Here is a 20,907-nt window from a genome sequence, read left to right as displayed (position 1 = left end):
TCAGGCCTCTGTGAATTCATTCATCATTTTTTCGATATCGCTCAGGCCGTCGTCGCTCAGCGACAGGCCCTGCTCGTCCAGTGCCTGGGCGAACGCACGCAGCTCGGGGTGGGCGAAGATCAGCCGCAGGGGCAGGTCCAGGCCCAGCTCCACGTTGATGCGCGAAACCGCCTGTGCGGCCAGCAGGGAGTGGCCGCCGAGCTCGAAGAAGTTGTCGTTCAGGCCAACCTGGCCGAGGTTCAGCAATTGCGCCCAGATCTGCGCCAGTTGCTGTTGCAGTTCGGTCTGCGGCGCTTCGTAGTCGTGCTGCGGCTGGCTGGGGTCGGGCAGCGGCAGCGCCTTGCGGTCGAGCTTGCCGCTGGGGGTCAGCGGCATGTTCGGCAGGGTCACCAGGTAGGACGGGATCATGTAGTCCGGCAGGCTGGCCTTGAGGTACTGCTTGAGCGCCTGGCGCAGGTCGCCAGTGCTGCCTTCGACAGGCACGGCATAGGCGCACAGCTGCTTGCCGCTGGGCAGGTCGATGGCCAGTACCGTTGCCTCGCGCACATCCGGGTGCGCGCGCAGGTACTGCTCGATCTCGCCCAGTTCAATGCGGAAGCCGCGCACTTTCACCTGGTGGTCAGCTCGCCCGCGATAGGCCAGTTGCCCCTGCTCGTCGTAGTAACCGAGGTCGCCGGTGCGGTACAACCGGCCTCCACCCACGGGGTCGAACGGGTCGGGAATGAAGCGTTCGGCTGTCAGCGATGGGCGTTGGTGGTAACCCCGCGCCAGGCACCCTGCCCCGCCGATGAACAGTTCGCCCGACACGCCGACCGGGGTCGGCGCCAGGCCGTCGTCCAGGGCGTGCAAGGTCCGGCCTGGCAACGCTCGGCCAATCGGCACGCCGCCTGCGCTGATCTGCTCGGGCGTCATTGGCGAGCAATCGAACGTGGTGGCGACCACGGTCGCCTCGGTCGGGCCGTAGGTGTTGAGCAGGCGCACCGCCGGCGGCCCGTCGGCCAGCCAGGCGCGCAGGGCATCTTCCGGCACCGCTTCTCCGCCCACGTGGATCTGCTTGAGCCGGCCATAGGCCTCGGGTGCGCGACGCTCCAGGGCCAGGAGGCGCCAGTAGGCCGCCGGCAGGTCGGCCACGGTAACCCCGTGGCGGTTGATCTCGTCCACCAGGGTGTTGGTGTCCCACAGCCGCAGGTCGCGCAGCACCACGCAAGCGCCTTGCGCCAGCGGCGGGAAAAACTGCTCGATGAAGCCGTCGAAGCTGAAGGTAGCGAACTGCAGCACACGGTCTTCCGGGCTCAGGCGCGAGTAGTCGCCAGCCACCTGGCAGAACACCGATAAGGCATGGTGATCGATGGCCACACCCTTGGGCATGCCGGTGGAACCGGAGGTGTAGATGACATAGGCGAGGTTGTGCGGCGCGGCCAAGTTCGGCAGCGGCTCGGCTGGCCAGGCGTGCAGCCACTGGGTGCCGGGTTCGAGCACCACGCAAGGCAGCTGCTTATCCAACTGCAAGCGCGCCAGCGACGGCGCATCGGCCAGCAGCAGGCCGATGCCGCTGTCCTCGACCATGTACGCCAGGCGCTCTTGCGGGTAGTCCGGGTCCAGCGGCACATAGGCACCGCCAGCCTTGTGAATGGCGATCAGCGACAGCGCCATGCCCAGGCCGCGCTCGACGGCTACACCTACCAGGCGGTCTGGGCCTACGCCCAGGGCACGCAGGCGGTGGGCCAACTGGTTACTGCAGCGGTCCAGCTCGGCGTAGCTCAGTTGCTGGTCGTCGAAAATAAGCGCCACGGCGTCGGGCCGCGCACTTGCCTGGCGTTCCAGCAACTGGTGCGCACACAGGCCGCTGCTGGCCTGCGGTGCCGGGTTCCAGCCTTGAGTCAGTTGACGGCGCTCAGCGTCGGCCAAGAAGTCCAGCTCGGCGATGCAGCGCTGCGGCTCGGCACAGATGGCTTCGAGCAGCGCTTGCCAGTGCCCGGCCATGCGCTCGATACGCGCTGCATCGAACAAGTCGGTGGAGTAGTTGAACGAGGCCGTTACACCGTCGGAACGTTCCAGGGTGTTGAGCGAGATGTCGTACTGCGCGCCCGGCTCCAGCAGGTCCACTTCCCGGACCTTGAGGCCGTGCAGGGCATCGCTGGACACCTGCTCGCCCAAGTCGCGCAAATGGTTGTACAGCACCTGGAAGAACGGGTTCACGCCCTGGTCGCGCTCGGGGTACAGGGCTTCGGCCACCTCAAGGAACGGCACGTCCTTGTTGGCCTGGGCCTGCAACGTGGTCTCCTTGATCGCGGCCAGCAGTTGCGGGAACGGCAGGCTGCCATCGACGCCCACCCGCGCCACTACCACGTTGATGAAGAAGCCGATCAGCCCTTCGAGCTCCAGGCGGTTGCGGTTGGTGACCGGCACGCCGATGTTGATCGTGTCCTTGCGGCTGTAGCGCGACAGCACGATGGCATAGGCCGCCAAAAAGACATGGAACAGCGTGGCATTGGACGACACCGCCAATGCCCGCAGGCGCTCGGTCAGGGCCAGCGGCAGGCGCACATCGAAGCGGCTGCCCTGGTAGCTTTTGACCTGCGGGCGAATACGGTCGGCGGGCAGTTCGAGGACTTCGAAGTCGTCTTCAAGGCGCGCTTTCCAATAGTCGATCTGTGCCTGCATCTGCCCCTCGTCCAGCCATTTGCGTTGCCAGGCGGCGAAGTCGGCGTACTGCACCGGCAGCGGTTCAATGGCCCGCACCTGGCCGCTGGCGGCCGCGTTGTAGGCCGCTGCGAACTCGCGTACCAGCAGGCTCATCGACCAACCGTCGGAGACGATGTGGTGCAGGGTCAGCGACAGCAGGTGCTCTTGCGCATGCACCTTGAACAGGCGGGCACGCAGCAGTGGGCCGTGCTCCAGGTCGAACGGGGCGAAGGCTTCGGCCTCCAGCTTGCGCATCTGCGCGGCTTCGTCCTGGCCACTGAGGTCTTCGAAACCGATCGGCACCGCGGCGGCGGGCAGGATGCGTTGCCACGGCAAACCGTTGGCTTCGACGAACACCGTGCGCAGTGACTCGTGGCGCGCCACCAGCGCATCCAGCGCGGCCTGCACCGCAGCACGGTCGAGGGTGCCTTGCATGCGCACGGCCATTGGCGTGTTGTAGGCCAGGCTTTCGGGGTTGAGCTTCCAGAACAGCCACTGGCGGTTTTGCGAGCGGGACACCGGCAGTGGCTGCTCGCGGTCGAGGATATCGATCTCAAGCCCAGCGCCCTGCTCGCCCTCAGCCACTGCCTGGGCGAAGGCCTGCAGGTCGACCGTGTCGAACAGGGTACGCAGCGGGATGTCCAGGCCCAGGTGCTTGCGCACCCGCGATACGGCCTGGGTGGCCAGCAGCGAGTGCCCGCCCAAGGCAAAGAAGTTGTCGCTCAGGCCCACCTGCGGCACCTGCAGCACTTCAGCCCAGATCTGCGCCAGTTGCACCTGCAGCGGGGTCACCGGTGCCAGGTAAGCCGCCTGGGTGGCCACCGGCTCGGGCAGCGCCTTGACGTCGACCTTACCGTTGACCGTGACCGGCAGTTGCGCCAGCACCATCAGGTGGGTCGGCACCATGTGCTCGGGCAGCAGGCCTTTGAGCGTGGCGCGAATCGTGTCCTGCCAAGCTTGGCTGTCTGTCGGCATTTGGCTGGGCACCAGCCAGGCCGCCAGCACCGCTTCCGGTGCCTGGCCCTTGACCCGGACCACGGCGTTGGCGACGCCTTCCAGGCTAAGCAACTGCTGCTCGATCTCGGCCAGTTCCACGCGGTAACCGCGGATTTTCACCTGGCCGTCCATGCGCCCGGCAAACTGCAGCTCGCCAGCGGCGTTGTGCCGTACCCAGTCGCCACTGCGGTACAGGCGTTCGCCCTGTGCACCACTTGGGTCGGGCACGAAGCGCTCGGCGGTGAGCGCCGGGCGGCCGAGGTAGCCACGGGCAAGGCCGGCGCCGCCGATGTACAGCTCGCCCTTGGCCTTGGCCGGCAGTGGCTGCAGGCAGCTGTCGAGCACGCTGACGGTTGCGTTGGCCAGCGGTTGGCCGAGCGACGCCTGATCGTCCAATTCAGCCACCAGCACGCCGACCGTGGTCTCGGTCGGGCCGTAGTGGTTGAACACCTTGAGTGCCGGCGCCAGGGCGCGGATTTTGCCGAGCAGGCCCGGGCTGATGGCTTCGCCGCCCAGCACCAGGCACTGGCCAGGCAGTGCCGCGCGACCGGCGACCAACATGGCCTCCAGGTGCGAGGGCACGATCTTAACGGCGTCCACCTGGTGCTGTGCCAGGTAGGCCGCAAAGCCCTCGGCATCCAACACTTGCTCGCGCAGCATCAGGTGCAAGGTCTGGCCGCCACACAGGGCGCCGAACAGCATGGTATGGCCAAGGTCCGCTGCCGGGGTCGAGACTTGCGCCATGCTGTGGATCTGCCCCACCGGCAGGCGTGCGGCGATGCCCTCAACGTAGTTGCCCAAGGCGCCATGGCTGATCGCGACGCCCTTGGGCTGGCCGGTGGTGCCGGAGGTGTAGATCACGTAGGCGAGGTTGGCTGCGGCAGCACTAGGGCGTGGCGTGTCTTGGCTTAGGGCTTGGGTATGTTCCCACGCCAGGCGGGAAACGCCTTCTGGCAGTTCCGCCTGCCAGTTGCCAGGCGCCAGCACCCGCTGGGTGCCGCTGTCGGTGAGCAAGTAGGCCAGGCGTTCGGCCGGTTGTTCAGGTTCCAGGGGCAGGTACGCGCCGCCCGCCTTGAGCACGCCGAGGATGCTGGCGAGCATGCCGACACTGCGGTCAGCCAGCACGCCGACCAGGGTGTCTGGCTGCACGCCGGCTTCGACCAGCCTGTCGGCGATGGCCTCGGCGCGGGCGTCGAGTTCGGCGTAGCTGGCTGCCTCGCCAGCGGCAATCACTGCGGTGCGCGCGGGGTGGCAGCGGGCGGCGGCGGCAAAGCGCTGGTGAACCAGCAGCGGCTCGACCAAATGACCTGGCACACCCCGAGTGGCTGCCAGGCCAGGCAACGGCAACTCGCCCACCGCGCCAGCGGTGTCATCGGCCAGCGCCTGCACCAAGGCCAGCCATTGCTCGCCCAGGGCCTCGATCGTGGCCGCATCGAACACGTCCAGGGCATAGGTGAAGGCCGCATGCAGCTGCCCGGCACGCTCGTGGGTATCCAGCGCCAGGTCGAAACGGGCGCTGTGCTTTTCCAGGGTGATCGGCGCCAGGCTCAGCCCGGAGCGGGTCTTGATGGCTTCGACATCCGCCACCTGGGCCTGATGGTTGAACAGCACGCGGAAAAGCGGGCTGTCGGTGCTACGGGGCAGGTCCAAGGCTTCGACCAGTTGCTCAAACGGCAGGTCCTGGTGGCTCTGCGCGCCCACGGCGGTTTCGCGTACGCGCTGCAACAGGCCGGTGATATCCAGCAGCGGGTCAAGCTCGGTGTGCAGCACTTGGGTATTGATGAAGCAGCCGATCAAACCCTGGCTTTCGGCGCGGTTGCGGTTGGCGATGGGCACGCCGACGCGAATCGCGCCCTGCCCGCTGTAGCGCTGCAGCAGCAGCTTGAAGGCCGCCAGCAAAACCATGAACAAGGTAACGTTGTGCCGACGCGCCAGGCCGCGCAGGCGCTCGGCGACATCGGCAGCAATCGGGAATGCGTGGCGAGCGCCGCGGTAGCTCGGCCGGCCGCTACGGGTGCGGTCCAGCGGCAGCTCCAGTGGGGCGTGATCATCGCCCAGGCGCGCCTGCCAGTACGCCAGCTGGCGGTCCTGCTCACCGGCCTCGAGCCAACTGCGCTGCCACAGGGCGTAGTCACGGTACTGGATCGGTAGGGGCTCGAGTGTGGCCTGGGTGCCGGCCACGGCGGCGTCGTAAAGGTGCAGGAATTCGTCGATCAGCACGTTCATCGACCAGCCGTCGGCGACGATATGGTGCAGGGTCAGCAGCAGGACATGTTCCTGCGCTGCCAGTTGCAGCAGGCGCACGCGCAGCAGCGGGCCGGTGGCCAAGTCGAAAGGCGCCAGGGCCTCTGCTTCGGCAATCGATTCGAGGGCGTGTTGGCGGGCCGCTTCGGCCAGCTCGCTCAGGCAGTCCTGGCGCAATTGCAGCGGGGCCGCGACGGCATCCACGTGCTGACGCACGTCATCGCCGTCGGCGACAAAGCGGGTGCGCAGGGTTTCGTGGCGGGCGACCAGGGCGTCGAATGCGTGTTGCAGGGCGCTCAGGTCCAATAGGCCATTCAGGCGCACGGCCATTGGCAGGTTATAGGCTGCGCCTTGGGGGTCGAGCTGCCAGAGGAACCACATGCGCCGCTGGGCGTAGGACAACCGGTCACGCTCGTCGACCTCGACACTCGGCGCAATCGGCAGCACCGAGAAGTCCATGCCCTCGCCCTGCAGCGCCTTGAGGAACAGGCGGCGCTTGTCGGGGCTGAGTTCGATGAAGCGGCGGGCGAGTTTGAGCGTCTGTTCAGCATTCATGTCGAGCGGTGTCCTGGCAGTCGAGCGGTAACTGTCAGACGAAGGCATGGGGGGCTGATTTAGGGGTGGCCAGTTTTGGGGGCTGCTGGGCGCATGCCTTAAGGGTTGTGGCGCCTATGAGATCGAGCGCCGCCCGCGCGGCGCTTCGCAGCACAAGGCTGCTCCTTGTATGTTGTGCCTGGCCTGGCGAGAGAGGTTATTCTCGTCAGGTTCAAGAAGCACTTCCGGGGAGGCCGATCGCTCCTGAAGGCAGGGATTGCCCCTGACATCTGTTTCCGGCCAGTAAAGCCTGTGATAGAGGCGCGCGACCGCCTTGTTTGTTCGACTCGATATCGTGTCAGGCGCCAAGGGTCCGCGCGCTAATGCCTCAGGAATAATTGGCCCGAAATAGATGTAGGAGCAGCCTTGTGCTGCGAAGCGCCGCGCGGGCGGCGCTCGATCTCACAGGCGATAAAACTCCCAAGGCATGCACCTCCTCACCGCCCCACCTGCGAATGCCCCTCCGCCATCGCCACCACCACCTTGCGCTTCCCCGTAAACGGCGAACGCGCATGCGCCGCGAGCATGTTGTCGAGCATCAGCACATCATTCTCCAGCCAAGGGAAACTGATAGTGCACTCATCCAACACCCCGCGTACCTCATCAAGCAACGCGTCCTCAATGGTCGAGCCATCGCCGTAATACACATTACGCGGCAGGTCCTCTTCCTCGACGATGTCCATCAACGACTCCCGCACCTCCGGCTGCAGGTTAGACACATGGAACAGGTGCGCCTGGTTGAACCACACGTCCTCCCCCGTCACCGGATGACGCGCCACCACCTGGCAGCGTTGGCGTGTGCGCAACTCGCCATCCTCCTTCCAGATGCATTCAATGGCATGCGCACGGCAGTAGGCCTCGACCTGCCGCGGGTCTTCGGTGTTGAACACCTGCGACCATTCCACGTCCAGGCCGTTGCCGTAGTTACGTACATACATCAGGCCCTTCTCGACCAAGCGCTCGCGAATACGCGCTGGCATCCGCCGATACACCTCGCGGCTGTCGGCTATCGGCGTCTCGCCGCCGGTCTCGGCGGGGATCACGCTGTAGAACCAGATCTTCATCGGCCACTCGAGGGTGTAGGCCTGCTCGTTGTGCAGCGGGATGCTCTGGTGCGCCGGGTACTCGGTCGAGGTGTAAACGCCTTGGGTCACGTTGCTGCGCGGCGTGGAGCCGAACTCGTAGTTGAGCAGCGGGTGACCGAACGCGGCGGCGAACTGGCGAAAAGCCTCAGCCCCGCCCACCTGGAAGCCCCTGAACAGGATGCCGCCTGCGTGCAGCAGGTGGCGGTCAACCAGCGGTTTCAGCTCGTCGAACGCGTCGAGCAGGTCGATGCCAGGCTCCGGCGCGCGCACCAACAACGGCAGGTCGCCGCGGGCAGCGTCCAGGGGTTCGATCGCAAAGCTCAGCAATTCACTCATGTACCGTCACCTCAAGCCAGGGCCGCCGTGGCGGCGAAAGGGATGCTGCGCCATCAGGGCGCCTGACTAGATGAACGAGCATGCCCGGCAGAAATTCACCCGCGCGAACACACAGGTAAAGCGAACGCGCGCCGGTTCGTCTGAACGATGTGCACCCTTTTATCGTCCAGGAACCCTACATGACTCGCCAGCTTCTGCTCCTCGCCTTGCTTGCCGCCGCCCCTGCCGTCGCCTGGTCGGCCGAGCACTGCGCCGTGGACATCCACGGCACCGACCAGATGACCTTCGACAAGGCCGAAATCACCATCCCCAAGGCCTGCACGTCGTTCACCGTCACCCTCGCCCACCCTGGCGAAATGCCGAAGAACGTGATGGGCCATAACTGGGTCCTGAGCAGCCAGGCAGACATGCAGGGCGTGCTGGACGACGGCCTTAAGGCAGGCGAGGCACAAGACTACGTGAAGCCAGGCGATACCCGGGTCATCGCCCATACCCGCCTGATTGGCGGTGGCGAAAAAGACAGCGTCACCCTCGACACCCGTTCGTTGAAGGCCGGCACTGCCTACAGCTTCTACTGCTCGTTCCCGTTCCACAGCACCTTGATGAAGGGCACCCTGGCCCTCGGGAGCTGACCCCGCCGCGCCGCCCACCTCCACTCCCTCACCGAGATCGCGCTTCATGAAAACGTCTTCCCCCGGGGCCATCCGCGAATTGCTGGGCCTGCTCAAACCCTACCGCCCAGCGGTTATCGTCTCGGTGCTGCTGGGCATGGTCGGCGGCCTGGCCGTGACCGCGCTGCTGGCCACCGTCAACCAGGGCCTGCATGCCCCCGACGGCATGAGCCAGGGCGTGATCCTGGCCTTCGCCGGCCTGTGCGTGCTGGCGCTGGTGAGCAGCGTGGCCGCCGACAGTGGCACCAACTACGTAGGCCAGAAGGTCATCGCCCGGCTGCGCAAAGACCTCGGCGCCAAGGTGCTGTCGGCGCCGATCGAGCAGATCGAGCGCTACCGCACCCACCGCCTGATCCCAGTGCTGACCCGCGACGTGGACACCATCAGCGACTTCGCCTTTGCCTTCGCCCCGCTGGCCATCTCGCTGACCACCGTGACTGGCTGCCTGACCTACCTGGCCTGGCTGTCGTGGCCGATCTTCCTGATCACCCTGGTGGCGATCGGCATCGGCAGCGCCGTGCAGTACGTGGCCCGGCAAAAAGGCGTGGCCGGTTTCAACGCCGCCCGCGATGCCGAGGACAACCTGCAAAAGCACTACTCGGCGATTGCCGAAGGCGCCAAGGAGCTGCGCATCGACCGCCGCCGCCGCCATGCCATGCTGACCCGCAACATCCAGGGCACCGCCGACTTCATCGCCAACACCCACATCCGCGCCATCAACATTTTCGTGGCTGCCAAGAGCCTCGGGTCGATGCTGTTCTTCGTGGTCATCGGCCTGACCCTGGCCCTGCAGTCGCTGTGGCCGAGCAACGACCCGGCCGTAATGAGCGGCTTCGTGCTGGTGCTGCTGTACATGAAAGGCCCGCTGGAGACGCTGATCGGCAACCTGCCGATTCTCGGCCGCGCGCAAGTGGCGTTCCGCCGCATCGCCGACCTGTCCGAGCGCTTTTCCTCGCCCGAACCGCACCTGCTGCTGGACCAGCCGGTCAAGCACACCGCCCCCGGCAGCGCGCACCTGGAGCTGCACAATGTCGAATACGCCTACCCACCGGTGGACGGCAACGAACCCTTCCGCGTCGGGCCGGTGAGCCTGAGCATCGCGCCGGGCGAGATCCTGTTCATCGTCGGCGAAAACGGCTGCGGCAAGACCTCGCTGATCAAGCTGCTGCTGGGCCTGTATACCCCGCAACGCGGCGAAGTGCGCCTGAACGGCAAGGCCGTTGACCCGCAGGGCCTGGACGACTATCGCCAGCTGTTCACCACCGTGTTCGCCGACTACTACCTGTTCGAAGACCTGCCCGAGCACGAGCACAGCCTGCCCAGCGATGCCACGCGCTACCTGGAGCGGCTGGAAATCGCCCATAAGGTGAGCGTGCGCGATGGTGCGTTTACCACCACCGACCTTTCCACCGGCCAGCGCAAACGCCTGGCGCTGGTCAACGCTTGGCTGGATGGCCGGCCGGTATTGGTGTTCGACGAATGGGCGGCGGACCAGGACCCGACCTTCCGCCGGGTGTTCTACACCGAGCTGCTGCCGGACCTGAAGCGGCTGGGCAAGACCATCATCGTGATCTCGCATGATGACCGCTACTTCGATACGGCGGACAAGGTGGTGCACCTGAGCCGCGGGAAGGTGGTCGAGGCGTTGGAGCCGGCGTGAAGTAGCGTAGCGCGGGCTTGGCTAGGGGCGGTCACGACAATGGCCGCCCTTTTTTGCGCTATCTATAACGGCTCTATAATCGATCTATAAATCACTATAAACCCCGAAAAAGGGTCGTCTGCAAGCGCCAGGAACACCTGGCGCTTGCAGGCAATTAGCAATCAGAACAACCAGCGATACAACAGATACGCCACCACCACCGCCAACACCGGCCGCAGAATGCGGTAGGCCTTGGGGTTGGCGCGCTTGAACTGCTTCACGTGGCTGCTGATCTTGTTGCTGAAACGCTTGCTCCAGGCATACGCCTGGTTGATCCCGCCGACGCGCTCGTCGTCGGTGTTCTGCGGCGCGGTGGCGCGGCCGAGGAAGGCACTGACTTGGCGGTTGATGCGGGTCATCAGCGGGCTGCTCAGCGGGCGTTCGATGTCGCAGAACAGGATCACGCGGGTGACGTCGGTCTCGTTCTTGACCCAGTGCACGTAGGTTTCGTCGAACATCACGTCCTCGCCGTCACGCCAGGCATACACCTGGCCATCGACGTAGATGCGGCAGTCGTCGGAATTGGGCGTGGACAAGCCCAGGTGATAGCGCAAAGAGCCGGCGAACGGGTCGCGGTGCGGGTTCAGGTGGCTGCCACCGGGCAGCAAGGCGAACATCGCGCCCTTGACGTTGGGGATGCTGCTGACCAGCTCGACGGTGCGCGGGCACAAGGCCTCGGCCGACGGCAGCGGTTTGTCGTACCACTTCAGGTAGAAGCGCTTCCAGCCCTTCTTGAAAAACGAACCGAAGCCGGCGTCGTTGTCTTTTTCAGCTGCGCGAATATAGCCCTCGTCGAACAGGCGCATGGCCTCTTCACGGATTTCCTGCCAGTTGTCCTTCAGTACATCCAGCTCAGGGAAGCGCTGGCGGTCCAGGTACGGCTTGGACGGCACGCCAGAAAACAGGTACATCAAGGCGTTATAGGGGGCGAACAGCGCCGAATGGTTGACGAACTGGCGCAACACCGGCAGGCGCGCCTTGCCGCGCAGGTGCACGAACAGCACGCTGCCGAAAAACACCAGCAGGACACCCGCCTTGGCTGCAAAGGAAAAGGTCATGCAACACTCCTTGGAAAGGAAGCAGGCCTGCGCCGCCTGCTCCCGAAAAAATCATCCGGCCATCATAAACCCATCCCGCCCCGGTAAAAACAACCTGGGCGGGATCTCATTCATGAAGATTCTGCAATAAACCGGATTGCCGAGTGTTGCGCCTGATCAGAGGACGAGGCGATTACTGCTGGTTTTCCTGCTCGCTGAACATATCGCTGAACAGCATGCTCGACAGGTAACGCTCACCAGAGTCGGGCAGGATTACGACGATGGTCTTACCCTGCATCTCTGGTTTTTCGGCCAGGCGCACTGCCGCCGCCATCGCTGCGCCACAGGAAATACCGCACAAAATGCCCTCTTCCTGCATCAGCCGAATGGCCATGGCCTTGGACTCTTCGTCAGTCACCGTCTCGACCTGGTCGACCATGGAAAGGTCGAGGTTCTTCGGCACGAAGCCCGCACCAATGCCCTGGATCTTGTGCGGGCTGGGCTTGAGTTCTTCACCGGCCAGGGTCTGGCTGATCAGCGGCGAGGCCACCGGCTCCACCGCCACCGAGAGGATCGACTTGCCCTGGGTCTGCTTGATGTAGCGCGAAACGCCGGTGATGGTACCGCCAGTGCCCACACCGGCCACCAGTACATCGACGGCGCCGTCGGTGTCGTTCCAGATCTCCGGGCCGGTGGTCTTTTCATGGATTGCCGGGTTGGCCGGGTTTTCGAACTGGCCTGGCTGGAAGTACTGGGCCGGGTCGGAGTTGACGATTTCGTTGGCCTTCTCGATGGCGCCCTTCATGCCCTTGGCCGGCTCGGTCAGCACCAATTCGGCACCCAAGGCCTTGAGCACTTTGCGCCGCTCCAAGCTCATCGAGGCCGGCATGGTCAGGATCAGCTTGTAGCCACGGGCGGCGGCAACGAACGCCAGGCCAATGCCGGTGTTGCCCGAGGTGGGCTCGACGATGGTCATGCCAGGCTTGAGCTTGCCGCTGCTTTCGGCGTCCCAGACCATGTTCGCGCCGATCCGGCATTTGACCGAATAGCCCGGGTTGCGCCCTTCGATCTTGGCCAGGATGGTCACCCCACGCGGGGCGATGCGGTTGATCTGCACCAGCGGCGTGTTACCGATGGAATGGGCGTTGTCTGCGTAGATACGGCTCATGGCAGGGGTCCTTGAACATGAAGATGCAGGGAAAGACTTCAAGGGTAAGCCTGCCCCGTTGGCCCGTAAAGCCTGTTCGAACTCCCAGGCGGCGGCTGCGGTCAACCGCACATCCAGCCTAGGAGAACCTTCGATGAAAGGTCGCTACCGCTGGCCGCTGGTCGGCCTGGCCAGCCTGGTCGTGCTGCTGGTGGCCCTGCACCTGGCCCTGCCCTATCTGGTGCGCGACTACCTCAACGACAAGCTGGCCGACATGGGTGACTACCGCGGCCAGGTCGTCGACGTCGACCTGGCCTGGTGGCGCGGCGCTTACCAGATCAACGGCCTGAAGATCGTCAAGACCAGCGGCAAGGTCCCGGTGCCGCTGCTCGATGCGCCCTTGATCGACCTGTCGGTGAGCTGGCACGCGTTGTGGCACGACCGCGCCGTAGTGGCCGAGGTGACCTTCGTGCGGCCAGCGCTGAACTTTGTCGACGGCGGCAGCAAGCAGGCGTCACAGACCGGCCGCGGCACCGATTGGCGTCAACAACTGGAAAAACTGCTGCCGATCACCCTCAACGAAGTGCGCATTGAAGACGGCGTGCTGACCTTTCGCAACTTCACCTCCAAGCCCCCCGTCAACCTCAAGGCCACTCGGCTCGGCGCCAGCATTCGTAACCTGACCAACGTGCGCAACGAAAAAGGCCGGCGCGACGCCAGTTTCGACGCCCATGCCGTGTTGTTCGGGGATGCCAAGGTGGAGAGCCGCGCTACCTTCGACCCGTTCAGCGACTTCGACGACTTCGAATTCCGCCTGCGCGCCTCCGATATTCAGTTGCGCAAGCTCAATGACTTTGCCAGCGCTTATGGCAAGTTCGACTTCAATGCCGGGCATGGCGACCTGGTGATCGAAGCCCAGGCTGAGAAGGGCCGGCTTACGGGCTATATCAAGCCGTTGCTGCGCGATGTCGATGTGTTCAACTGGCAGCAGGACGTGCAGAACAAGGACAAGGGCTTTTTCCGCTCGGTGTGGGAGGCGCTGGTGGGGGGCACCGAATCGGTGTTGAAAAACCAGCCGAAAAACCAGTTCGCCACCCGGGTGGAGCTTAGTGGCAGCGTGCACAAGCAGGATGTCAGTGCCTTCGAGGCGTTTTTGCAGATCCTGCGCAATGGCTTTGTCCAGGCGTTCAATGCCCGGTATGAGCAGCCTGCGCCAAAGTCCGACTGAAAGCGCGTGACGGGGCATTCAGGGACTGAATACCCGGTCTGCGTTTGCAGGCGCCGAGCCCCGCGTTATAGTCGGTAACAAATCAAAAATAGGTACTGGCTGTCATGGCCCTATCGCCGGCAAGCCGGCTCCCACAGGGATACCACAGTTCTCAAGGCTTGTGGTGCTCCTGTGGGAGCGGGCTTGCCCCCCGAAAAGGCCGGCCCAGCCACCCGCAGAGGACACTCCCATGAAGTTCGAAGGCACCCGCGACTACGTCGCCACAGACGACCTGAAACTGGCGGTAAACGCGGCCATCACCCTCGAACGCCCGCTGCTGGTCAAAGGCGAACCGGGCACTGGCAAGACCATGCTCGCCGAACAGCTCGCGGCCTCCTTCGGCGCCCGGCTGATCACCTGGCACATCAAGTCCACCACCAAGGCCCACCAGGGCCTCTACGAGTACGACGCGGTCAGCCGCCTGCGCGATTCGCAGCTGGGCACCGAAAAAGTCCACGATGTGCGCAACTACCTGAAAAAGGGCAAGCTCTGGGAAGCCTTCGAGGCTGAAGAGCGGGTCATCCTGCTGATCGACGAAATCGACAAGGCCGACATCGAGTTCCCCAACGACCTGCTGCAAGAACTCGACAAGATGGAGTTCTATGTCTACGAAACCGACGAGACCATCAAGGCCAAGCAGCGCCCGATCATCATCATTACCTCGAACAACGAAAAAGAACTGCCCGACGCCTTCCTGCGCCGCTGCTTCTTCCACTACATCGCCTTCCCCGACCGCGCCACGCTGCAACAGATCGTCGACGTGCACTACCCGAACATCAAGCAATCGCTGGTCAGCGAGGCGCTGGACGTGTTCTTCGACGTGCGCAAGGTGCCGGGCCTGAAGAAAAAGCCCTCCACCTCCGAGCTGGTCGACTGGCTCAAGCTGCTGATGGCCGACAACATCGGCGAAGCGGTGCTGCGCGAGCGTGACCCGACCAAGGCCATCCCACCCCTGGCGGGCGCCCTGGTGAAGAACGAGCAGGACGTTCAATTGCTCGAGCGCCTGGCGTTCATGAGCCGGCGCGGCAACCGCTGAGGGGCCGGCCATGCTGCTCAACCTGTTCAACGAAATGCGCGCGGCCAAGGTGCCGGTGTCGGTACGCGAACTGCTCGACCTGCTCAATGCCCTGCAAAAACGCGTGGTGTTCGCCGACATGGACGAGTTCTACTACCTGGCACGGGCGATCCTGGTGAAGGACGAGCGGCATTTCGACAAATTCGACCGAGCATTCTCGGCCTACTTCAAGGGCCTGGAAAACCTCGACCGCCACCTTGAAGCGCTGATCCCCGAAGACTGGCTGCGCAAGGAGTTCGAGCGCTCGCTCACCGATGAAGAACGCGCGCAAATCCAGTCGCTGGGTGGCCTGGACAAGCTGATCGAGGAATTCAAGAAACGCCTCGAAGAGCAAAAGGAACGCCACGCCGGCGGCAACAAGTGGATCGGCACCGGCGGCACCAGCCCATTCGGTTCAGGCGGTTTCAACCCCGAAGGCATCCGCGTGGGCGAGGCTGGCAAGCGCCAGGGCAAGGCGGTGAAGGTGTGGGACCAGCGCGAGTACAAAAACCTCGACGACCAAGTCGAACTGGGCACGCGCAACATCAAGCTGGCCTTGCGCCGGCTGCGCAAGTTCGCCCGTGAAGGCGCTGCCGAAGAGCTGGATATCGACGGCACCATCGACCACACCGCACGCGACGCCGGGTTGCTGAACATCCAGATGCGCCCGGAGCGGCGCAACACCGTCAAGCTGCTGTTGCTGTTCGACATCGGTGGTTCGATGGATGCCCACGTCAAAGTCTGCGAAGAGCTGTTTTCGGCCTGCAAGACCGAGTTCAAGCACCTGGAGTACTACTACTTCCACAACTTCGTGTACGAGTCGGTGTGGAAGAACAACCTACGGCGCACCTCGGAGCGGTTCTCCACCTTCGACCTGCTGCACAAGTACGGCGATGACTACAAAGTGGTGTTCGTCGGCGACGCGGCCATGGCGCCCTACGAGATCACCCAGCCTGGTGGCAGCGTCGAGCACTGGAACGAAGAAGCCGGGTATGTGTGGATGCAGCGCTTCATGGAGAAATTCAAGAAGATCATCTGGATCAACCCGTACCCGAAGCAGGCGTGGGACTACACCGCGTCAACGCACCTGGTGCGGGATTTGATCGAGGACAAGATGTACCCGCTGACCTTGCAGGGGTTGGAGGATGGGATGCGGTACCTGTCTAAGTGATATCGCTTGCACCGGCCTCTTCGCGGGTCAAGCCCACAGGTTCAAGTGCAGTCCAGGTAGGGTGCTGTTCTCAAGGACAGCACCCTACCTGTGGGAGCGGGCTTGTCCCGCGAAGAGGCCGGTAGCTTCACCGCCAACGGTTCAGATAACCCTGCTGTTCCCGCCAAGCCTCCTCCTGCACCACCGCCCTGAACCGCACCCCCGCCCCCGGCATGCACTGCGCCAATTGCGCCAGCGCCAACGGCGTCAACGCCCCCAGCCGCGGATACCCGCCAATGGTCTGCCGGTCATTGAGCAGCACGATCGGCTGCCCATCTGGCGGCACCTGCACCGCGCCCAGCGGAATCCCTTCGGAGATCATCGGCGCACCCTGGTAAACCAGTTGTGGCCCAAGCAATCGAATCCCCATGCGGTCTGCTCGGCTGTCCAACGTCCAGTCACTGTTGAACGCTTCAAACAGGCTCATGCCGCTGAAGTCACCGATCTGCGCGCCCATCACCAGGTCGAGCACAGGCTTCGCCGAATACACAGGCCGCAACGCCCCAGGCACTTCGCGCAAGGCCGGGGATGAACCGGCAAATGTCAGCCCCTGACCTTTGCCAAGCGCGTCCCCTCGCCCATCGATGCCGCCTAGCTCTTCACGTACAACGGTGGCGCAACTGCCCAGCACTGCCTCGGCCTGGAACCCGCCAGGCGCAGCAAGATAAGCGCGTACGCCCTGCTTGGGCTGCCTCAACGTCAGCTGCTGGCCCTTGGCCAGGGTAAAGCTGCGCCAAGGCGCCAGGGGCTGATCATCAACCCGCGCATCCAGGTCGGCGCCCGCCAAGGCCAGGACGCAATCCTGCTCCGCCACCACGCTGAATCCGCCCAACGCCACCTCGATCACTGGCGCCCCCAGCGGGTTGCCCAGCAACCAGTTGGCCCAATTCATCGCCACCCAGTCCAGGGCCCCGCCCTGGGTCACGCCCAAGTGGCGCACGCCAAACCGCCCGGCATCCTGCAATTGGCACAGCGCGGTGCTGGCCTCGATCTTCAACTGCGTCATGCCTGCGCCTCCAGTGGGCTGTCATCCCCCCCCAACGCCCTGAACTCGGCGTGGGAAACCGCCACGAAACGCACCCGATCCCCCGGTTGCAACAAGCTGTAGCCTTCGCGTTCACGGTCGAACAGGCGCACCGGGGTACGCCCGATCAGGTTCCAGCCGCCTGGCGATACCGCCGGGTAAGCGGCGGTCTGGCGCTCGGCAATACCCACGCTGCCCGCCGCCACACGCTTGCGCGGGGTGCTCAGGCGCGGCGCTGCCAGGCGCTCGTCCACCAGCCCCATGAAGCCGAAGCCTGGGGCGAAGCCGAGGGCGAATACCGGGTACTCGCGCTCGCTGTGCAGGCGGATCACCGCTTGCTCACTCAGGCCGGTGCGCGCCGCCAATACGGGCAATTCAGGGCCAACACTGGCGTCGTACCACACCGGAATCTCATGCCGACGGCCACCGCTGCCGGTGTCCGGCTGCAGCCCCTCCAGCGCTTGGGTGATCAGCGCCCTCGCCTGCCCAGGCGGCAGATCGAACTGCACCATCAGCGTGGTGTAGGAAGGCACCAAGTCCACCAGGTGCTTCCCGAACGCGGCGCTCAAGCGCTGGCTGGCCGCGAGCATCCACGGCATGTTGGCTTCATCGATGGTGTCGAACAGGCGCACCATCAGGCTATCGAAGGCGACCACTTCAATGCGCAATTTCATGCGTGCTCCAGCGCATCGAGGGCCTGGCGGATCTGCCGCACCGCGGCCACTGAACTGTCGTTATCGCCGTGCACGCACAGGGTGCTGGCGCGCAGGCGCAACGCGCTGCCATCGTCCGCAACAAGGGTTTCGCCGCGGGCCAGGCGCACGGCCTGTTCGACCACTAGCGCCGGGTCATGGTGCACGGCGCCGGGCAGGCGCCGCGAGACCAGGTGGCCACTGGCGGTGTAGGCGCGGTCGGCGAAGGCCTCGAACCACAGCGGCACGCCAATCTCCTCCCCCAGGGCCTGTGCCGCACTGTCGTCGGCAGTGGCCATGAGCATCAACGGCAAGCCGCTGTCATAGGCCGCCACGGCTTCGAGCACCGCGCGCAGCTTGAGCGGGTCGGCCATCATGTCGTTGTACAGCGCGCCATGGGGTTTGACGTAGGCCACCCGGCCGCCAAGCACCTTGCAGATACCGTCCAGCGCACCGATCTGGTAGTGCAGCAGGTCGCGGATTTCCTCAGGGCTGCAGGCCATGGAGCGGCGGCCGAAGCCGACCAGGTCTGGGTAGGCCGGGTGCGCGCCGATGGTCACGCCATGGGCCAGTGCCAACTCCACAGTACGGCGCATGATGCTGGGGTCGCCGGCGTGGTAGCCGCAGGCGATGTTGGCGCAATCGATAAACGGCATCACTTCGGCATCCAGGCCCATGCGCCAGCTGCCGAAACTCTCGCCCATGTCACAATTGAGAAGCAGGCGTTCCACCACACAGACTCCCTTGTCGCTGTTCATAGGCCTACCTTACCGCGCCTGGAGGTGTTTGCCGCGTGTTTCCGGCAGGCTGAGCGCTGCCAGGATTACCACGCCGTACGAGACGGCCGAGAAAACACCAATCCCTAACCCCAGGGGCACCTCTTGGCTGAGCACGCCGATCAGCAAGGGGAACAGTGCGGCGATAACCTTGCCGATGTTGTAGCAAAAGCCCTGCCCCGAGCCACGAATGCGGGTGGGGAACAGTTCGGTCAGGAACGCGCCCATGCCACTGAAGATGCCCGAGGCGAAGAACCCCAGCGGGAAGCCCAGCCACAGCATGACGCCATCGCTGACCGGCACCTGCGTGTACAGCAGCACGATGATGAACGAGCCCACGGCGAACAGGATGAAGTTCTTCTTGCGGCCCAACAGGTCGGACAGGTACGCGCTGACCACATAGCCGATGTAGGAACCGACGATCACCATCGCCAAATAGCCACCGGTACCCAGCACGCTGAGGCCGCGCTCGTTTTTGAGGAAGGTCGGCAACCACGAGGTGATCGCGTAGTAACCGCCCAGCGCTCCGGTGGTCAGCAAGGAGGCACGCACGGTCGTCCAGAGCATGCCGGGGGCGAAGATTTCGTAGAAGTGCGACGGTGCTTCGACCGCCTCAGCCGCCTTGGCCTGGCGGTACACCTCCGGGTCCTTGACCAGGCGGCGCACGAAGATCACGAACACGGCCGGCACCAGCCCCAGCAAAAACAGCGCGCGCCAGGCGTGCTCGGCCGGCAGCCAGGAGAACAGCAGCGCGTACAGAATTGCGGTCAAGCCCCAGCCGATGGCCCAACCAGACTGCACCATGCCCACCGCCTTGCCACGGTCCTGGGCGCGGATCACTTCGCCGATCAGCACCGCGCCGGCGGTCCATTCACCGCCAAAACCGAAGCCCATCAGGGTACGGGCAATCAGCAGCTGTTCGTAGTTTTGCGCGAAGCCGCAGAGGAAGGTGAAGAACGCGAACCACAGCACCGTGAGCTGCAAGGTGCGGACCCGGCCAATACGGTCGGACAGGATGCCGGCGACCCAGCCGCCGATGGCAGACGCGACCAACGTACTGGTATGGATCAGCCCGGCCTCGGCGGTGCTGATGCCCCACAGCATGATCAGCGTGGGGATGACGAAGCTGAGCATCTGCGTGTCCATGCCGTCCAGGCCATAGCCGATCTTGCAGCTCCAGAAGGTGCGTCGTTGCTGCTTGTCGATGTCGCGGTACCAGGCGAAAGGCCCGGTCGAAGAAGGTGAAGCGACCTGCTGCTGCACGCCGGTGGGGTTCATGCTTGCCTCGGCTTGTTGGTATTGTTTTATGGGGCGACCTATTGCGTCGCGGCCTGGGCATCATTGTTCAGAGACCGCGCCAGGTGCGTCCAACGAGAAAAACCGCCGGTCTGGAACAAGAAAAACTGATCATGAACCTTCGTTTCCTCGAAACTTTCGTCTGGGTCGCCCGGCTCAAGAGCTTCCGCCTGACCGCAGAAAAGCTGTTCACCACCCAGGCCTCGGTCTCCAGCCGCATCGCCGCGCTGGAAGCCGACCTGGGCGTCAAACTGCTGCTGCGCGACTCGCGCGGCGTCAGCCTGACCCCGGAGGGCAGCAAGGTGCTGGAATACGCCGAGCGTATGCTCGACACCGCCAAGGCCATGAAGCAATCGCTGGACAGCGACCGGGCCAAGGTCGGGCGCATTCGCATCGGGGTGATGGACACGGTGATCCATACCTGGATGAGCGCGTTGGTAGCGGCGTTGACCGAGCGCTACCCGCAGGTAGAGATCGAGCTGGTGGCTGATACCGCGCTGAACCTGCGCGAGCAGCTGCAGAAGGGCTTTTTGGATGTGATCCTGCAGACCGACCTGCTGCGTGAACAGTCGATCCGCAGCCTGGACCTGGCGCGTTACCCGATGGGCTGGATCGTGGCCGCAGGCTCGCTCCAGCACCGTGATTACGCCTCGCTGGCGGAACTGGGCCGCGAGCGCATCGTGACCTTTTCGAAAAACTCGAGGCCGCACCAGGAGGTGCTCAGCCTGTTGCAAGGCGCCGGGGTGCAAACACCGCGCTTGAACTGTGTGAATTCAGTGGCAGCGATTACCCGGCTACTGCGCGACGGCTTTGCGGTGGGTGCGCTGCCACCGGCCTTGGTGGATGCGGAGCTAGGCCTGGGGGAATTGGTGCTGCTGGAAGGGCTGCAACCACCGCCCAGCCTGGAGCTGGTGGTGGCCTGGCAGACTGGGGTGGCATTGGTGGATGAGGTGGTCGAGGTGTGCCGGCAGGTGCTTGAGCGGTATGCGCAGGATGTGGGTGGGCAACGGATTGTGCTGGTCTAGGGATTATCGCTGCCTTTACCGGCCCTTTCGCGGGGCAAGCCCGCTCCCACAGGTTGCCCACTGAGCCTG

General features: G+C 64.4%; 14 protein-coding genes. 6 read left to right on the top strand and 8 right to left on the bottom strand.

Annotation, left to right across the window (positions count from 1 at the left end; genetic code table 11):
- The gene (locus QOS90_RS04830) at positions 1-6,480 is read right to left on the bottom strand and encodes a non-ribosomal peptide synthetase (RefSeq protein ID WP_085272449.1); all 6,480 of its coding nucleotides are present in this window, start codon (positions 6,478-6,480) and stop codon (positions 1-3) included.
- Between the two features lie 476 nt (positions 6,481-6,956).
- Positions 6,957-7,940: a TauD/TfdA family dioxygenase gene (locus QOS90_RS04825; RefSeq protein WP_085272448.1), complete on the bottom strand. Its 984-nt coding sequence runs from the start codon at positions 7,938-7,940 to the stop codon at positions 6,957-6,959.
- 179 nt (positions 7,941-8,119) lie between these two features.
- Here QOS90_RS04825 and azu point away from each other — a divergent pair, with 179 nt between their 5' ends.
- Both azu and QOS90_RS04815 read left to right on the top strand, forming a co-directional pair.
- Complete coding sequence (gene azu, locus QOS90_RS04820; RefSeq protein WP_027594586.1) at positions 8,120-8,572, top strand: azurin; 453 nt, start codon at positions 8,120-8,122, stop codon at positions 8,570-8,572.
- Between the two features lie 46 nt (positions 8,573-8,618).
- Positions 8,619-10,271 carry a cyclic peptide export ABC transporter gene (locus tag QOS90_RS04815; RefSeq protein WP_085272447.1) on the top strand — a complete coding sequence of 551 codons (1,653 nt, stop codon included), beginning with the start codon at positions 8,619-8,621 and terminating at the stop codon, positions 10,269-10,271.
- Positions 10,272-10,432: 161 nt separating this feature from the next.
- Here QOS90_RS04815 and QOS90_RS04810 read toward each other — a convergent pair whose 3' ends face one another.
- Entirely contained in the window at positions 10,433-11,368 is a 936-nt protein-coding gene (locus tag QOS90_RS04810; protein ID WP_027594588.1) for an aspartyl/asparaginyl beta-hydroxylase domain-containing protein, read from the bottom strand.
- A gap of 172 nt (positions 11,369-11,540) precedes the next feature.
- Positions 11,541-12,515 carry a cysteine synthase A gene (gene cysK, locus QOS90_RS04805; protein WP_027594589.1) on the bottom strand — a complete coding sequence of 325 codons (975 nt, stop codon included), beginning with the start codon at positions 12,513-12,515 and terminating at the stop codon, positions 11,541-11,543.
- A 133-nt stretch (positions 12,516-12,648) separates the two neighbouring features.
- On the opposite strand from cysK, the gene QOS90_RS04800 reads away from it, so the two are divergent.
- The 3 genes from QOS90_RS04800 (at position 12,649) to QOS90_RS04790 (ending at position 15,986) form a co-directional block, all read left to right on the top strand.
- Positions 12,649-13,722, top strand: coding sequence for a DUF748 domain-containing protein (locus QOS90_RS04800; protein WP_085272446.1), 1,074 nt, complete (start codon positions 12,649-12,651; stop codon positions 13,720-13,722).
- A gap of 229 nt (positions 13,723-13,951) precedes the next feature.
- Complete coding sequence (locus tag QOS90_RS04795) at positions 13,952-14,797, top strand: AAA family ATPase (RefSeq protein ID WP_027594591.1); 846 nt, start codon at positions 13,952-13,954, stop codon at positions 14,795-14,797.
- A 10-nt stretch (positions 14,798-14,807) separates the two neighbouring features.
- Positions 14,808-15,986 (top strand): vWA domain-containing protein, encoded by a 1,179-nt coding sequence (locus QOS90_RS04790; protein ID WP_027594592.1) that lies wholly within the window; start codon positions 14,808-14,810, stop codon positions 15,984-15,986.
- A gap of 127 nt (positions 15,987-16,113) precedes the next feature.
- Here the strand turns inward: QOS90_RS04790 and QOS90_RS04785 are convergent, their stop codons facing one another.
- The 4 genes from QOS90_RS04785 to QOS90_RS04770 are packed head-to-tail and all read right to left on the bottom strand — an operon-like array spanning position 16,114 to position 19,795.
- Entirely contained in the window at positions 16,114-17,031 is a 918-nt protein-coding gene (locus QOS90_RS04785) for a 5-oxoprolinase subunit C family protein (RefSeq protein WP_085272445.1), read from the bottom strand.
- Positions 17,028-17,723, bottom strand: coding sequence for a 5-oxoprolinase subunit PxpB (pxpB, locus tag QOS90_RS04780; protein WP_085272444.1), 696 nt, complete (start codon positions 17,721-17,723; stop codon positions 17,028-17,030). Before pxpB ends, QOS90_RS04785 begins: the two co-directional genes overlap by 4 nt.
- Positions 17,720-18,499, bottom strand: a complete 780-nt coding sequence (locus QOS90_RS04775) for a 5-oxoprolinase subunit PxpA (RefSeq protein WP_085272443.1) — start codon at positions 18,497-18,499, stop codon at positions 17,720-17,722. The genes pxpB and QOS90_RS04775 overlap by 4 nt, the downstream gene beginning before the upstream one ends.
- 9 nt (positions 18,500-18,508) lie before the next feature.
- On the bottom strand, positions 18,509-19,795 hold the full coding sequence (locus QOS90_RS04770) for an MFS transporter (RefSeq protein ID WP_085272442.1): 1,287 nt from the start codon (positions 19,793-19,795) through the stop codon (positions 18,509-18,511).
- Between the two features lie 131 nt (positions 19,796-19,926).
- On the opposite strand from QOS90_RS04770, the gene QOS90_RS04765 reads away from it, so the two are divergent.
- Positions 19,927-20,838 carry a LysR family transcriptional regulator gene (locus QOS90_RS04765; RefSeq protein WP_027594599.1) on the top strand — a complete coding sequence of 304 codons (912 nt, stop codon included), beginning with the start codon at positions 19,927-19,929 and terminating at the stop codon, positions 20,836-20,838.
- Positions 20,839-20,907 lie beyond the last annotated feature (69 nt).

Origin of the sequence: Pseudomonas sp. LAIL14HWK12:I10, assembly GCF_900184205.1 — a bacterium.
In the GTDB taxonomy this organism is placed as follows: domain Bacteria; phylum Pseudomonadota; class Gammaproteobacteria; order Pseudomonadales; family Pseudomonadaceae; genus Aquipseudomonas; species Aquipseudomonas kermanshahensis.
The sequence above is the reverse complement of the archived record's forward strand: the minus strand, read 5'-3'. Positions and strand labels throughout refer to the sequence as shown.

What these genes read in the sequence shown, in the direction of transcription:
- QOS90_RS04830 (WP_085272449.1), bottom strand. Translation starts at nt 6,480, where the DNA reads ATGAATGCTGAACAGACGCTCAAACTCGCCCGCCGCTTCATCGAACTC.
- QOS90_RS04825 (WP_085272448.1), bottom strand. Translation starts at nt 7,940, where the DNA reads ATGAGTGAATTGCTGAGCTTTGCGATCGAACCCCTGGACGCTGCCCGC.
- azu (WP_027594586.1), top strand. Translation starts at nt 8,120, where the DNA reads ATGACTCGCCAGCTTCTGCTCCTCGCCTTGCTTGCCGCCGCCCCTGCC.
- QOS90_RS04815 (WP_085272447.1), top strand. Translation starts at nt 8,619, where the DNA reads ATGAAAACGTCTTCCCCCGGGGCCATCCGCGAATTGCTGGGCCTGCTC.
- QOS90_RS04810 (WP_027594588.1), bottom strand. Translation starts at nt 11,368, where the DNA reads ATGACCTTTTCCTTTGCAGCCAAGGCGGGTGTCCTGCTGGTGTTTTTC.
- cysK (WP_027594589.1), bottom strand. Translation starts at nt 12,515, where the DNA reads ATGAGCCGTATCTACGCAGACAACGCCCATTCCATCGGTAACACGCCG.
- QOS90_RS04800 (WP_085272446.1), top strand. Translation starts at nt 12,649, where the DNA reads ATGAAAGGTCGCTACCGCTGGCCGCTGGTCGGCCTGGCCAGCCTGGTC.
- QOS90_RS04795 (WP_027594591.1), top strand. Translation starts at nt 13,952, where the DNA reads ATGAAGTTCGAAGGCACCCGCGACTACGTCGCCACAGACGACCTGAAA.
- QOS90_RS04790 (WP_027594592.1), top strand. Translation starts at nt 14,808, where the DNA reads ATGCTGCTCAACCTGTTCAACGAAATGCGCGCGGCCAAGGTGCCGGTG.
- QOS90_RS04785 (WP_085272445.1), bottom strand. Translation starts at nt 17,031, where the DNA reads ATGACGCAGTTGAAGATCGAGGCCAGCACCGCGCTGTGCCAATTGCAG.
- pxpB (WP_085272444.1), bottom strand. Translation starts at nt 17,723, where the DNA reads ATGAAATTGCGCATTGAAGTGGTCGCCTTCGATAGCCTGATGGTGCGC.
- QOS90_RS04775 (WP_085272443.1), bottom strand. Translation starts at nt 18,499, where the DNA reads ATGAACAGCGACAAGGGAGTCTGTGTGGTGGAACGCCTGCTTCTCAAT.
- QOS90_RS04770 (WP_085272442.1), bottom strand. Translation starts at nt 19,795, where the DNA reads ATGAACCCCACCGGCGTGCAGCAGCAGGTCGCTTCACCTTCTTCGACC.
- QOS90_RS04765 (WP_027594599.1), top strand. Translation starts at nt 19,927, where the DNA reads ATGAACCTTCGTTTCCTCGAAACTTTCGTCTGGGTCGCCCGGCTCAAG.